Source organism: Pseudomonas sp. P5_B3 (assembly GCF_056400405.1).
Window position 1 is genome coordinate 89,438 of the sequence record NZ_JBFULI010000033.1, and the last position, 14,879, is coordinate 104,316.

At 61.1% G+C, this 14,879-nt stretch carries 13 protein-coding genes; 7 read left to right on the top strand and 6 right to left on the bottom strand.

Features of this window, described 5'->3' with window-relative positions; genetic code table 11:
• The first annotated feature begins 30 nt into the window (after window positions 1-30).
• The 7 genes from ggt (at window position 31) to AC1DRN_RS19555 (ending at window position 9,810) form a co-directional block, all read left to right on the top strand.
• Window positions 31-1,758 (top strand): gamma-glutamyltransferase, encoded by a 1,728-nt coding sequence (gene ggt, locus AC1DRN_RS19525; RefSeq protein ID WP_223461619.1) that lies wholly within the window; start codon window positions 31-33, stop codon window positions 1,756-1,758.
• Window positions 1,759-1,827: 69 nt separating this feature from the next.
• Window positions 1,828-2,361: a cysteine hydrolase family protein gene (locus AC1DRN_RS19530; protein ID WP_223461621.1), complete on the top strand. Its 534-nt coding sequence runs from the start codon at window positions 1,828-1,830 to the stop codon at window positions 2,359-2,361.
• Between the two features lie 389 nt (window positions 2,362-2,750).
• Window positions 2,751-3,773, top strand: a complete 1,023-nt coding sequence (locus AC1DRN_RS19535; protein ID WP_223461623.1) for a helix-turn-helix transcriptional regulator — start codon at window positions 2,751-2,753, stop codon at window positions 3,771-3,773.
• 201 nt (window positions 3,774-3,974) lie between these two features.
• Window positions 3,975-5,771, top strand: a complete 1,797-nt coding sequence (locus AC1DRN_RS19540; protein ID WP_223461650.1) for an amidohydrolase — start codon at window positions 3,975-3,977, stop codon at window positions 5,769-5,771.
• A gap of 18 nt (window positions 5,772-5,789) precedes the next feature.
• The gene (locus tag AC1DRN_RS19545; protein WP_223461625.1) at window positions 5,790-7,529 is read left to right on the top strand and encodes an amidohydrolase; all 1,740 of its coding nucleotides are present in this window, start codon (window positions 5,790-5,792) and stop codon (window positions 7,527-7,529) included.
• A gap of 106 nt (window positions 7,530-7,635) precedes the next feature.
• Entirely contained in the window at window positions 7,636-8,376 is a 741-nt protein-coding gene (locus AC1DRN_RS19550; RefSeq protein ID WP_223461627.1) for a TorF family putative porin, read from the top strand.
• Window positions 8,377-8,421: 45 nt separating this feature from the next.
• A complete protein-coding gene (locus tag AC1DRN_RS19555; protein ID WP_223461630.1) occupies window positions 8,422-9,810 on the top strand; it encodes a purine-cytosine permease family protein in 1,389 nt (462 codons plus the stop codon).
• Between the two features lie 57 nt (window positions 9,811-9,867).
• Here the strand turns inward: AC1DRN_RS19555 and AC1DRN_RS19560 are convergent, their stop codons facing one another.
• From AC1DRN_RS19560 to AC1DRN_RS19585, 6 genes are all read right to left on the bottom strand, one after another.
• Complete coding sequence (locus AC1DRN_RS19560) at window positions 9,868-10,584, bottom strand: L,D-transpeptidase family protein (RefSeq protein ID WP_223461632.1); 717 nt, start codon at window positions 10,582-10,584, stop codon at window positions 9,868-9,870.
• Window positions 10,581-11,339, bottom strand: coding sequence for a M15 family metallopeptidase (locus AC1DRN_RS19565; RefSeq protein WP_223461635.1), 759 nt, complete (start codon window positions 11,337-11,339; stop codon window positions 10,581-10,583). The genes AC1DRN_RS19560 and AC1DRN_RS19565 overlap by 4 nt, the downstream gene beginning before the upstream one ends.
• Window positions 11,340-11,369: 30 nt before the next feature.
• Complete coding sequence (gene lipA, locus AC1DRN_RS19570; protein ID WP_223461637.1) at window positions 11,370-12,362, bottom strand: lipoyl synthase; 993 nt, start codon at window positions 12,360-12,362, stop codon at window positions 11,370-11,372.
• 167 nt (window positions 12,363-12,529) lie between these two features.
• Window positions 12,530-13,786, bottom strand: coding sequence for a serine hydroxymethyltransferase (gene glyA / locus AC1DRN_RS19575; RefSeq protein WP_223461639.1), 1,257 nt, complete (start codon window positions 13,784-13,786; stop codon window positions 12,530-12,532).
• Window positions 13,787-13,816: 30 nt separating this feature from the next.
• Window positions 13,817-14,200 carry a glycine cleavage system protein GcvH gene (gene gcvH, locus AC1DRN_RS19580; protein ID WP_223461642.1) on the bottom strand — a complete coding sequence of 128 codons (384 nt, stop codon included), beginning with the start codon at window positions 14,198-14,200 and terminating at the stop codon, window positions 13,817-13,819.
• A 390-nt stretch (window positions 14,201-14,590) separates the two neighbouring features.
• On the bottom strand, window positions 14,591-14,800 hold the full coding sequence (locus AC1DRN_RS19585) for an integrase core domain-containing protein (protein ID WP_477786779.1): 210 nt from the start codon (window positions 14,798-14,800) through the stop codon (window positions 14,591-14,593).
• Window positions 14,801-14,879 lie beyond the last annotated feature (79 nt).

The window sequence follows — 14,879 nt, forward strand, 5'->3', positions numbered from 1 at the left end:
TCCTACGTAATAACAAGAAGAGACCGACTCATGAAGTACGAACCTTTTGCCAAATCGCTGATTGCGACCTCATTGGCACTCAGCTGTCTGACTGCTCACGCCGCCTCCGTGGCCCCGGCTACCGGGGAAAACGGCATGGTGGTCACGGCCCAGCACCTGGCCAGCCATGTGGGCGTGGATGTGCTGAAGAAAGGCGGCAACGCCGTGGATGCGGCGGTCGCGGTCGGCTATGCGCTGGCGGTGGTGTACCCCGCGGCAGGCAACCTCGGTGGCGGTGGTTTCATGACCATTCAACTGGCGGACGGGCGCAAGACCTTCCTCGACTTCCGTGAAAAAGCGCCGCTGGCCGCAACCGCCAACATGTACCTGGACAAGGCGGGCAACGTCGTCCCTGATCTGAGTACCCGTGGCCACCTGGCCGTGGGCGTGCCGGGCACCGTTTCGGGCATGGAGTTGGCGCTGTCCAAGTACGGCACCAAGCCGCGCAAGGAAATCATCGCCCCGGCCATCAAGCTGGCTGAAGACGGTTTTGAACTGGAGCAGGGCGACGTCGATCTGCTGGACTACGCCACCGACATGTTCAAGAAGGACATGAAGGATTCCGGCTCGATCTTCTTGAGCAAAGGCGAGCCGATGCAGGTCGGCCAGAAACTGGTGCAAAAGGACTTGAGCAAGACCTTGCGGGAGATCTCCGAGAAAGGCGCCGACGGTTTCTATAAAGGCTGGGTGGCCGATGCCATCGTCACCTCCAGCCAGGCCAACAAGGGCATCATCACCCAGGCCGACCTCGACAAATACAAGACCCGCGAACTGGCGCCCATCGAGTGCGACTACCGTGGCTACCACGTGGTTTCGGCACCGCCACCGAGCTCCGGCGGCGTGGTGATCTGCGAGATCATGAATATCCTCGAAGGTTATCCGATGAAGGATCTGGGCTACCACTCGGCCCAGGGCATGCACTATCAGATCGAGGCGATGCGCCACGCCTATGTGGACCGCAACAGCTACCTGGGTGACCCGGATTTCGTGAAGAACCCGATTGCCCACCTGTTGGATAAAAACTACGCGACCAAGCTGCGCGACGCGATCAAGCCGCAAAAAGCCGCGGTATCCAGCGAACTCAAGCCCGGTGTAGCGCCCCATGAAGGCAACAACACCACCCATTACTCCATCGTCGACAAGTGGGGCAACGCGGTGTCGGTGACCTACACCCTCAACGACTGGTTCGGTGCCGGCGTGATGGCGAGCAAGACCGGGGTCATCCTCAACGATGAAATGGACGACTTCACCTCGAAGATCGGCGTGCCGAACATGTACGGCCTGGTGCAGGGCGAGGCCAATGCCATCGCCCCCGGCAAGGCGCCGTTGTCGTCCATGAGCCCGACCATCGTGACCAAGGATGGCAAAGTGGTGATGGTGGTCGGTACGCCGGGTGGCAGCCGGATCATCACCGCGACCTTGCTGACCATGCTCAACGTGATCGACTACGGCATGAACATCCAGGAAGCGGTGGATGCACCGCGGTTCCACCAGCAGTGGCTGCCGGAGGAAACCAACCTGGAGGCCTTCACCACCAGCCCGGATACGGTGAAAATCCTCGAAAGCTGGGGGCACAAGTTCGCAGGTCCACAGGATCCCAACCACCTGGCGGCGATCCTGGTCGGCGCGCCGTCCCTGGGCGGCAAACCGGTCGGCAAGAACCGTTTCTACGGGGCGAACGACCCACGGCGTAACACCGGGTTGTCGCTGGGTTATTGAGGGTTGTGTCTGGAGGGGGACGGGCTTATGTTCGTCCCCTGATCACTCGGCATATCAAGGAAGGAAATCATGACCACTGCGTTGTTAATCATCGACGTTCAACAGGCTTTGTGTTCCGGTGAGTACGAGTGCTTCGAGATTGGACGGGTCATCAACACCATCAATGACCTTTCTGCCCGGGCGCGTGAGGCCGGCGTGCCCGTGGTACTGATCCAGCACGAAGAAACGGGCAGCCCGCTGGCCCATGGCGCTGCCGGCTGGCAACTGGCCGAAGGGCTGCAAACCTCGCCCAAGGACCATCGCGTGCGCAAGACCACCGGGGATTCGTTCTACCAGACCAATCTGCAAAAATTGTTACCGGAAGAGGACTTCGAGCGCCTGGTCATCTGCGGCCTGCAGACTGATTACTGCGTCAACGCCACCGTGCGCCAGGCGCTGAAACTGGGCTACGACGTGGTGCTGGCGGGCGACGCCCATTCCACCGTCGACAACGGCAACCTCAGCGCCGAAGACATCATTGCCGAGCACAACAAGGACCTGGCGCACCTGACCGGTTCCGTGGCGCGGATCGATGTGATACCGGCCAAGGACATCCACTTCTGAAACCACAACATTCCCCTGTGGGAGCGGGCTTGCCCGCGATGAGGCCAGCACATTCAACATTGATGCTGGCTGACCCACTGCCTTCGCGAGCAGGCTCGCTCCCACCGTAATCCCGGTTGCTCGCAGATGTTGCGTACACCTACCAACCCTGTGTGCGAGCTTGCTCGCGATGGCGTCATTACAGCCAGCATCGGTGTCGGCTGACCCGCCGCTACCGCGAGCAGGTTCACTCCCACAGTAATTTCAGTCGCTGGCCGATTTTGCATACGCCCATTTACCCCGTGGGAGCGGGCTGTTTGTAACTATTGATGTCACGGCAAGCTGGACGCCATTCCCGACGCTATGGCATCGTCGAAACACCAGACCATGCAGTGAACGGGATCGCAACGATGGAGGAGGGAAACAAGGTCGACGACAACAGGTCGCTGACCACGCTGAAGGCGTTCAATCATTGCGTATTGCACCTGGGCCGGCTGGCGCGGGAGAGCGGGGCGTCGCGATTCATCGCCGATGGCCTGCAGGCATTCGGTCAACTGGTGCCCTTTGCGTCCGCCTGGTGGGGCGAGATGTCGACGCCAGGTCCTGATGTTCCCCCCCAGAGCTGGATGCACGGCAGCATCAATCTCCCCGAATCCTTTGCCGCCGAATGGCATCCGGTGGCGGCAAACGATCAGTTCTCCCACGCCACGCTCAACCGTCCCGGTGAGGTGGTGCGCGACAACGGTTTCAACGACCCGTGCGAAGCGGTCAATGATTTCGCCCGGCGCTACGATCTCTACCACTTGATGAGCATCACCTATGAGCTGCCCGAAAGCGGCTTGATGTTTTTCGTTTGTCTCTACCGTGGCCAGCATGAACAGGCGTTCGAGGAGAGCGAAGCCGAGCTGTTTTCGGCATTCTGCGATCACCTGTTCCAGCTGTGGCGGTTCCAGGTGCAGGACATGATTCGCTTCGACAGCGAAAACGGCGCGAGTGATTTTGGTGTGGCGCGCATGGACGGCAGCCTGCTGTATGTAGGCGCCAGGTTGTGCGCCGCCATTCAACGCGAACTGCCCGGCTGGAGCGGTTCAATGCTGCCGGGCGAGGTGATCGCGCAACTGTCGAAGGCGCCCTGCGTGATCCGCCTGGGCCGCTGCGCCCTGACCCTGAGCCCCAACGCCGGACATGTCATCCTGTCCCTGGAAGCACCGTCGGGCGGGGACGGCCTGGCACCACGGGAACGCACGGCGGCGATGCTGTTCGCCGCCGGGCACTCCTACAAGGAAATCGCCAAAATGCTCGCCCTGAGCCCCGCGACCGTGCGCACCTATTTGCGTAACTGCTACTTGCAACTCGGTGTGAAAAGCAAGGTGGAACTGGGCTCGGCCCTGCGTTCGCCGGGTGCGCTGGCGGAGTCCGTGCGCCGGGATTAATCCCAGCGGTTTCAATTATTTGCCTTACCCCTCCTCATTTGCAGAGGTCCATTCGAACGCTGCGCCCTATAGGGTAGGCCCTGTCTATCAGGGGCTGGCGCAATCGCTTCGGGCCGCTTCAAAACAATAAGAACAGGGGTGAGGCATTTGAGACTTTCCAGGTTGTTCATCGCCGTTGCGTCGACAACGGCGTTTTCCTGCATGGCGTTGGCGGCGACACCCGCCGACACGGTCATGCGCAATGGCTACGTCTACACCGTCGATGGCCAGGATTCCGTACAGCAGGCCATTGCCATTTCGGGCGGCAAGATCGTCTATATCGGCAGCGATGCCGGGGTCGACGCCTACATCGGCAAGCAAACACAACTGATCGATCTGGCCGGGCGCATGCTGATGCCGGGCTTCGTCGATGCGCACATGCACCCCGGCGATGGCGGTCGCGCCATGACCTTGTGCGATTTGAAATACCAGACCCTGACCCGCGCGCAGTTTCAGGCGAGCATCCAGGCCTGCCTCGATGCCGACAAGGGCAAGGGCCCGGACGTGTGGCTGGAAGTCGGCAGCTGGGACCGCGTGGGCATGACCGGGCTCGACGGCGACGCCGACAAATCGACCCTGGATGCGCTCAAGACCAAGCGCCCGATCCAGGTGCGCTCCACCGACTTCCACACCGTGCTGACCAACTCTCGCGGCCTGGAACTGGCCGGCATCAACAAGTACACCGCCGACCCCGAAGACGGCAAATACCGACGCGACAGCGCCGGCAACCCGAACGGCATCTGCGAAGACGGCGCCGCCGAATCGTTGGCCGCCGTGGTGCCACCCGCCACCGACGCGGAAAAACTCAATCAGGTTCGTGCAGCCCTCGACGCCATGCGCCAGCAAGGCATCACCAGTTTCTTCGATGCGCTGTCGGGACCTGAAAACGGCAAAGCCTTCACCAGCCTGCAAAAGACCGGCGAGCTGACCGCCCGGGCCTTGCTGGCGATCAAACTGGACCCGGCCGCCGCTGCCGCCGACCCGGTGAAAACCATCGCCGAGGCCAAGGCTTTGGCCAGCACTTACGATCAGGGCGAAGTGAACGTGGCGCCGGGCGTGAGCATGCGTCACGTCAAACTGTTCATGGATGGCATCATCAATGCCCCGGCAGACACCGGCGCCATGTTGACCCCCTACCTGCACAACAGCGGCACCGACAAGGCGCCGAAGTGGACCCCGGGCAAGAACCTGGGCGAACTGTACTTCCCGCCGCAAGTGCTCAATCCGTTGTTGCTGCAAGCGGTCAAGGCCGGTTTCGACCCGCACCTGCACGCCACCGGCGAGCGCGCGGTGCGGGATGCACTGGACAGTGTCGCCTACGTGCGCAAGGAACTGCCCGGTACTGATTTCCGTCCGGCCATCGCTCACGCCGAGTCTGTCGACCCTGCCGACTATTCGCGCTTCAAGGCACTGGACGTCACGGCCACCATGTCGTTCCAGTGGGCACAGCAGGCACCGTCCACGGTCGATGGCACCAGTGATCACCTTGGTGCCGCGCGATTTGCGCGCATGGAACCCTCGGGCAGCATCGCCCATGCTGGCGGCCGCGTGGCGTTTGGCAGCGATTGGCCGGTCGATCCCCTCGATGAGTTCCTGGCGCTGAAAGTCGGTGTCACCCGTTCCGGCGACCCGACCAATCCGCACAGCTATGGCCCCAAGTATGCCGGGCGACTCAACACCGATCCGGCGTTGTCGCGAGCCGAAGTGCTGCGCAGCATCACCCTCAGTTCCGCCGAACAGCTGAAGCTGGACGCGGTGTTGGGGTCGGTCGAAGTCGGCAAGTTCGCTGACCTGATCGTGCTCGACAAGAACTTCATGCAGGTGCCCGAGGAGGAACTGGGCCGCAATGACGTGCTGCTGACGCTGGTCGGCGGCAAGGTCGTGTGGGCCAAGGCGCCGTTCCTGGGGATTGCGCCGCACGTGGTTTCCCAAGCTGTTACTTCCCGATCCGCCCCATAAAAACCAGAGAGCGTTCCGATGCGATTCATTCCAAACCTGTTAGCCGCCGCGCTGGCCTTGTCTTCGGTACAAGCGATGGCCGCCGCTGACCTGGTGTTGTTCAACGGCAAGGTCTTTACCGCCGAACCCGGCCAGGCGCTGGTGCAGGCTGTTGCGGTGCAAGATGGCAAGATTCTGAAAGTGGGCAGCGATGCCGAAATCAATGCCCTGGCCGATGCCAAGACCCAGCGCATCGACCTGGCAGGCAAAGTGTTGATGCCAGGCATGATCGACACCCACAGCCACCCGGTCTCGGGCGCCTTCGACAGCATGAAGGCCAACCTGCTGGACGAGGTCAAACCCTTGCCGGAACTGGAGCAATGGTTGATCGAAGAAGACAAGGCCGGACGAGCCCGCTCCGGCGATGTGATCAGCGTCGCCGGGGTCAGTTCGGCCTACTGGGAGAAGAGCCGTGAACTGGGCAAGGTGTTCAACCAGGGACGCTGGGCCGATCAGCCCATCGTTTTCAGCGGCATCGATGGCCACACCGGTTGGGCCAACAACGCGATGCTCAAGCGCCTGAATATCGATGCGGCACTGGTCAAAAGCCTGCCGGAGAAAGAGCGCGGTTACATCGGCCATGAAGCGGACTTCACCCCTAATGGCTACTTTGCCGAATCCCGCTGGGACGTGGTGCGCAACGGTATTCCTGCGCCCAGCCCCCAGACCATGCTCAAGGCCGCGAAAGAGGCGGTGCGGGTCAACAACCAATACGGTATCACTGCCTGGATGGACGCGGCGGCGAACGGCGGCAGTGAAGATTCGCTGTTCGATTTCCATGCCACCGCGGAAAGTGTCGGCGTGCTGCCGCTGTACAAGGAGCTGGCGCAGAACGGCGAACTCAGTGCCCACGTCGCCGCGTTGATGGTCACCAATCCGAAGAGCAAACCCGCCGACCTGGAAGTGATTGCCACTGTGATGAAGCAATTCGAGGGCGTGCCTAACCTGACGTTCCCCGGCATCAAGGTGTTTGTCGACGGCATTCTCGAATTCCCGGGGCAGACTGCAGCGGTCATCGTGCCGTTCAAGAACAGCCATAAAAATGGTCAGTTGCTGACCGACCCGGCGCACTTCGGCGAACTGGTGGTGGCGGCGGAAAAACGCGGCTGGATCGTGCACATGCATGCCGTCGGCGATCGCGCGGTGCGTGAAGCGCTCAATGGCGTGGCGTATGCGCGCAAGCTCAGCCCGACGCCCGTGCCCCACAGCATCGCGCACCTGCAACTGGTCAACCCAAAGGAGTTTCCACGCTTCAAAGAACTGGGCGTGATCGCCTCGATGCAACTGCTGTGGGCCACCGGTGAGTCCTACACCGTCGAACTGGTCAAGCCTTACATCAGCGCCTTTGCCTACGGTTACCAGTATCCCGCGCGGTCCCTGCATAACGCTGGCGCAACGATTGCCGGTGGCAGCGACTGGCCGGTGTCCAGTCCCAACCCGTTCAACGCCATTGCCCAGGCCAGTACGCGCAAAGGTCCGTTGGGCGTACTCAATGCCAAGGAAAGCATCGACCGCCAGACCATGTTCTACGCCTACACCATCAACGCGGCGAAAACCCTGCGCCTGGAGCAACAGATCGGTTCGCTGGCACCGGGCAAGCAGGCTGACCTGATCATCCTCGACCGCGACGTGTTCAAGGTCAGCGATGACGACCTGTTCGAAACCAAAGTCCTGAACACCTTCTTCGCCGGCAAGCAGGTCTACGCCCCCGCGTCCTGACCTGCGAACACCCAGCACACGTAAAACCGCCAGCCCCTCGTCACGCGAGGGGTGTGGCATCGCCATGCCTGAAATTCCCCGTACGCCATAACAACAAGAGAACTGTATGAACGCACTTTCAGCATTGACCCTCGCCGCACTCGCACTGGCCCCCCTGACCAGCCAGGCCCTGACCCTCAATGATGACTTCAGTCTGGACATGACCCTGGGCATCGTCAGCGACTACCGCACCCGGGGCATCTCGCAAACCCAGGGCGATCCGGCGGTACAGGGCGGCGCAACGCTGCTGCACAGCAGTGGCCTGTACATCGGCGCCTGGACCTCCAACGTGGATTTCGGCGGCGGCTTCGATACCCGGCAGGAGCTTGAGTACTACGCCGGTTACTACTGGCAGGCGACGGACGCGATCAGCCTGGACCTTGGCTACATCAAGTACGACTACCCGAAAAATTCCGAATTCAACTTGAGTGAGGTCTACGCCGTCCTTGATGTCTATGGCGTGAAGCTCGGCGCCTATTACTCGAACGACACGCCTAACGTTTTCGGCGAAGACCAGGACACGCTCTACACCTACGTCGGCTACAAATTCGCGCTGCCGGCCGAAGTCGGCCTGGAGCTGCGGGTGGGACGCAACGATGTGAAAGACCCGGCTTTCTGGTCCGCCGACGGCGACAACCGCGAGGCTTACTACGAGTGGGAAGCCAAGCTGACCCGCGACTTTGTCGGCGTGACCTGGGGGCTGAGCTATGTCGACACCGACCTGACGAAAAGCGAGTGCAGTGGCTGGTATGGCTATGACGATCTGTGCTCGGCCACGGTCGTTGCAAGCGCCACCAAAAGCTTCTAAGTTCATCCCCGACAACAAAAACAGTTCCTCAAAGGAAACATCGTCATGAGTGCGCAACGAAGTCCCCTGATCGAGACCCGCTCGATCGATTTCATTCCCGAGGCTGAGCGACACGGCAGTCTCTACAGCCAGTTCACCCTGTGGCTCGGCGCCAACCTGCAAATCACCGCCATCGTCACCGGCGCCCTGGCCGTGGTGCTGGGCGGCGATGTGTTCTGGTCGCTGATCGGCTTGCTGATCGGGCAAGTGCTCGGCGGTGCCGTGGTGGCGCTGCACGCGGCGCAAGGGCCGAAGCTTGGACTGCCGCAGATGATCTCCAGTCGCGTGCAGTTCGGCGTGTACGGCGCGGCGATCCCGATTGTCCTGGTGTGCCTGATGTACCTCGGTTTCAGCGCCACCGGCGCAGTGTTGTCGGGGCAGGCGATCGCGCAGTTGATCAGCGTCAGCGACAGCACCGGCATCCTGATTTTCGCGGCGTGCATCGCGTTCCTGACGATCTTCGGTTATCGGGTGATTCACCTGGTCGGGCGGGTGGCCAGCGTACTGGGCATCATCGCCTTCGCCTACCTGTTCACCCGGTTGATGACCCTCAACGACATCGGCCTGCTGCTCGACAATCGTCACTTTGGCTGGAGCACCTTCCTGCTGGCGGTTTCGCTCTCGGCGTCCTGGCAGATCGCCTTCGGCCCCTATGTGGCGGACTACTCGCGCTACCTGCCGAGCAAGACTTCGTCGTGGAAAACCTTCGCCGCTGTCGGCCTCGGCACGGTGCTGGGAGCGCAGACTTCGATGGTGCTGGGGGTGTTCGCCGCCGCACTGGCCGGGGCGAATTTCCGTGGGCACGAAGTGGCGACCATTGTCGGCCTGGGCAGCACCGGGGTGATCGCGTCCCTGCTGTACCTGAGCATTGTCTTCGGCAAGGTCACGGTGTCCACCCTCAACGCCTACGGCAGTTTCATGTGCATCGCCACCATCATCAGTGGCTTTCGTCGTCGCCTGGAAATCACCGCCCGCCAGCGCATGCTGTTCGTGCTGCTGATCGTCGCGGCGTCCACCGCGCTGGCATTGCTGGGGCAGTACTCGTTCCTCAACTCGTTCAAGTACTTCATCCTGTTTTTGCTGACGTTCTTCACCCCGTGGAGCGCGATCAACCTGGTGGATTACTACTTCATCAACAAGGAGCGTTACGACATCCCGGCGCTGTCCGACCCGGCAGGGCGCTACGGTCGCTGGAACGTGCTGGGGATCAGCGTGTATGTGATCGGCGTGTTGATCCAGTTGCCGTTTGTCGACACCCATTTCTACTCAGGACCAATGGTTGCGCAACTGGGCGGGGTGGATATTTCGTGGATTGTCGGGCTGCTGGTGCCGAGTGTGATCTATTACGCGCTGGCCAAGCCGTCGATGGGTGCGGTGGTGGTTGAGCGGGGGTAATACCCGCACCTGTGGCGAGGGAGCAAGCTCCCTCGCCACAGGTTCAGCGTTTACCAGTTAGCGCTTCGGCAGTCTCCAGCGCTCGCGCAACTGCTCGTACTGCGCTTCGGGCAGTTGCACCAGTACCGGGGATTTGCCCGGGTCCAGCCAGTTGAACAGCCGCGCGATGTTCGCCGGGTCCATGGCCGTACAGCCACGGGTCGGCGCCGTGGGGCCGCGCCAGATGTGGAAGAAAATGCATGAGCCGGCAGCGGGCGAGGCCGGGGTGTTGTGCTGGATGACGATGCCTTGGCGGTATAGCTCATCCGAGCGGCGCATCCGTTCGGAGCTGCTCCAGTCTTTTTCGACGACCGCTCCATCGACCAGTTCGTTGTAGCGATTCGATTGGCTGTCATCCACGCATTCGATGGTCGGTGTCAACGGTAGATAAGGCAGGCGGGTTTCGGCCGAAGGCGCGTAGCCAAACGCCGTACCCAGTTTGAACATTCCAGCCGGCGCCTTGCCATCGCCTTCCTGTTTGACCGGTCCTTCAGGTTGCCCGATATCGAGCGGCCCCTTGCCCCAACCCATGCCGTTCTTGCCGAGCACCACTGCAAAGGGTGCGTCGAATTTCTGCAAGGTCTGCCCGCGCCGTTCATAGCGCTGGGCAGTGCCCTGGATGTCATCCCAGCCTTTACTGGTGACCACGATCAGTTGGTCGCTGCCGTCGAGTCCCTGGGCTAATGCAGCCAGCGGAAAAAACGCCACCAACATTGCCTTGAGCAGAATGTTCATGGTGCAGGCGGCGTGATGGGGAAGTCCATGACGTCCGGCTTCTGCGGATTCCCGCTGTACGTGAAGTGCCACCACTCGGCCGAATAACCGACAAAGCCTTCCTTGGCCATGGCACTGGTCAGTCGCTGGCGATTGGTTTTGGCCGTGGCGTTGATCAGCGCCGAGTCGGTGTGCGCACGCTCATCGAAGCAATCGAAACCGGTGCCCATGTCGAGCGCACCGTCGTGCCAGCGCTGGCCGTAAGGCGCCGTGCAATCCACCGGTTTGACGGAAGGCGTCCAAGTATCGGCAGGCAGGGCGTCGGGACCGATCAGGGTCAGGTCGACGGTGTTGCCCCGGGAGTGATTGGACACCCGGGCCACATAACCCAGGCGCCAGAAGTCCTGCTTGTCGACCCGTGGATAGAACTCGGTCTTGAGCGGGTCGCCGGGCTCGGTGGCGAAGCGTCCCATGTCCGCCACCGCGCGCTTGGGTCGATAGCAGTCGAACACCTTCAAGCCGTAGCCTTCGGCTTTCAGTGCCGCTTGTACCCGACCCAGCGCTTTGGCCGCGTCTACCGACATCAGACACTCCGCCGCCTGATAGCCGTCCAGCGCATGCCCGGTGAAGTTGTGGGCGCCGGCGTAGCGGATGTCCTGCTCGATGCCCGGATCGATGCTGCGCACATACACCATGTGCTCGGGCCTCGGCTCATCGGCAAGGCAAGGTGTGGCGAGGCTCAGGCATAGCAGTAACAGACAGGGTGAACGAGACATCGGCAACGGCTCCAGGCATGACCAGTCTGTTCATGATGGCTTGAAACCGTCGCCGCCTCCATGCAGTTGTTGGTCAGCATGATACGACGAGCGCACCAGCGGCCCGGACGCCACGTTCTTGAAACCCATGCGCGTACCTTCTTTGGCGAACCAGGCAAAGGTGTCGGGATGCACGAAACGCTGCACCGGCAAGTGACTGCGCGACGGTTGCAGGTATTGGCCGAGGGTCAGCATGTCGATGTCGTGTTCGCGCATGCGCTGCATGACCTCGATGACTTCCTCGTCGGTTTCGCCAAGGCCCAGCATCAGGCCGGATTTGGTCGGCACGTGGGGTACCGATTGCTTGAATTTCTGCAGCAGGTCCAGCGACCACTCGAAGTCCGAACCCGGCCGCGCGGCCTTGTACAGGCGCGGTACGGTTTCCAGGTTGTGGTTGAACACATCCGGTGGCTCGTTGGCGGTGATCGCCAGGGCCACGTCCATGCGTCCACGATAATCCGGCACCAGGGTTTCCAGTTGCACGCCGGGCGACAGCTTGCGGATCTCGCGCAGGCAATCGACAAAGTGCTGGGCGCCGCCATCGCGCAAATCATCGCGGTCCACCGAGGTGATCACCACGTACTTCAGGCGCAGCTCGGCGATGGCCACGGCCAGGTTCATCGGTTCGTTGACGTCCAGCGGCTTGGGCCGGCCATGGCCGACATCGCAGAACGGGCAACGGCGGGTGCAGATGTCGCCCATGATCATGAAAGTCGCGGTGCCACCGGAAAAACACTCACCGAGGTTCGGGCACGAGGCTTCTTCGCAGACGCTGTGCAGCTTGTGCTTGCGCAGCAGCTGCTTGATCCGGTCGACCTCGGGAGAGATCGGCATGCGCACGCGAATCCAGTCCGGTTTGCGCGGGAATTCTTCCGTGGGAATGATCTTCACCGGAATCCGCGCGACCTTTTCCGCACCGCGCAGTTTGGTGCCGACCTCCACTTTCGCCGGGCTCTTGCCGGTCGATTCGACAATGGCATTCATGATGCTTTCCTTGTGCAGCAGGGTACTGAACCTGTGGGAGACCCCTGTGGGAGCGAGCTTGCTCGCGATGGCGGACTTACATTCAACATCAATGCTGGATGTACTGGCCTCATCGCGAGCAAGCTCGCTCCCACAGGGTTTTTCCCACAGGGTTTTGTGTTGTGTGCTCAGTCGCGGTAGACCGGGAAGTCCGCACACAGGGCGGCCGCCTGCCGTGCGACATTGGCCTCGATATCGGCATCGCCCAGGTGATCGAGGATGTCGCAAATCCATCCAGCCAACGCAATGCTCTGCGCTTCCTTGAAGCCACGGCTGGTGATCGCCGGCGTGCCGATGCGCAGGCCGGACGTCACGAATGGCGATTGCGGATCGTTGGGCACGGCGTTCTTGTTGACGGTGATGCCGGCACGGCCGAGGGCGGCGTCGGCGTCCTTGCCGGTGAGGCCCTGGCGGATCAGGCTGACCAGGAACAGATGGTTGTCGGTACCGCCGGACACCACGTCATAACCGCGTTCGATAAACACCTGCGCCATGGACTGGGCGTTACGGATCACTTGCGCCTGATAGGTCTTGAAGCCTGGTTCCAACGCTTCTTTGAAGCACACGGCCTTGGCGGCGATCACGTGCATCAGCGGGCCGCCCTGGCCGCCGGGGAATACCGCGGCATTGAGCTTCTTCTCCAGTTCAGCATTGGCCTTGGCCAGAATCAGACCGCCACGGGGGCCGCGCAGGGTCTTGTGGGTGGTGGTAGTGACCACGTCGGCGTAGGGCAGCGGGTTCGGGTACAGACCGGTCGCCACCAGGCCGGCGACGTGGGCCATGTCGACGAAAAAGTACGCGCCGACCTTGTCGGCGATCTGGCGGAAGCGCGGGAAGTCCAGGGTCTTCGAATAGGCCGAGAACCCGGCGATGATCATTTTCGGCTGGTGCTCGACCGCCAAGCGCTCGACTTCGTCGTAATCGATCAGCCCTGTTTTGGTGTCGATGCCGTATTGCACCGCGTTGTAGAGCTTGCCGGAAAAACTCACCTTGGCACCGTGGGTCAAGTGACCGCCGTGGGCCAGGCTCATGCCCAGCACGGTGTCGCCGGCTTGCAGCAGAGCCAGATAAACCGCGGCGTTGGCCTGGCTGCCGGAGTGGGGCTGGACGTTGGCGTAGTCGGCGCCGAACAGCTGCCTGGCGCGGTCGATGGCCAGTTGCTCGACCACATCGACATGCTCGCAGCCGCCGTAGTAACGCTTGCCCGGATACCCTTCGGCGTACTTGTTGGTCAGGCCGCTGCCTTGCGCCTCCATCACCCGCTGGCTGGTGTAGTTTTCCGAGGCGATCAGTTCGATGTGGTGTTCCTGCCGCGCATCCTCGGCGTTCATCGCCGCCAGCAGTTCGTCGTCATAGCCTTTGATCTGGTCGTGCTTGCTGAACATGGTGTGGTCCTTGTGTGGAAGGGTTGGGCTTCAAGCGTCGGCGTGTTCTGCGGTCAGGCGTTCATAGGCGTCTTGATCCAGTAGATCGCTCAGCGCCAGGGCATCGACCGGTTTGAAGCGAAAGAACCAGCCTTCGCCCAATGGGTCTTCGTTGACCAGTTCCGGGGTACTCTCGAGCGTCGAGTTGATCTCGACCACTTCGCCGTCCAGCGGCATGCCGATACTGCTAGCGGCTTTCACCGATTCCAGCACCGACACTTCCGCGCCTGCATCGAAGGCGCCCAGTTCAGGTACCTGAACGAACACCACATCCCCCAGCGCCTGCTGGGCAAACGCCGTGATGCCGACGGTGACCAGGCCATTGCTCTCAAGGCGCAACCATTCGTGATCGACGGTAAAACGCAATTGGCTCATATCAACTCCTTATTGTTTTAAGGCTCGTGGCGGGGCGACGAGCGGGATTGCAGGAGTGATAGCAAGGGCGGTGCCAAGGTTGATTAGTTGTTTTAAATCAATGGTTTGGCGTGATTTTTTGAAGTGCGAGAGATTTCATCCGTATTGAAATCAGTACAGACAAGCAGGGCTGTGGGCGCAGACGCCGTAAATGCGGGGTGGGAAAGGCTTTGTCTTGATTTCGCTACGCTGTATCGATTTGAAGACGGAGAATTCAGCAACAACACTGATCCCCTGTGGGAGCGAGCTTGCTCGCGATGAGGGAGTGTCAGTCAATATCAATGTGACTGTCATACCGCTATCGCGAGCAAGCTGAACTGGTCAACTAATTTTGGACACCAGTTACGGTTTTCATGCCGCCAGTTTTTCCATAGCTACCGGTGAACGATAGCCGTTGTAGCTATGGAGCCTGACGTTGTTGTAACGCATCACGTAGCGTTGCACGTCTATGCGGGCTTCATGCTCAGAGTTGTAGCCATCTTCTGGCACCCACTCTGATTTAAGGATCGCATAGAAACGCTCGTTCGTGGCGTTTTCCCAGGACTGACCTTGGCGACTCATGCTTTGCTAAAGTCCATTCTTGCGCATCTCACTTCTGAATTTATGGCTGGTGTTTTGGCAGCCTTGATCCGATTGAAAC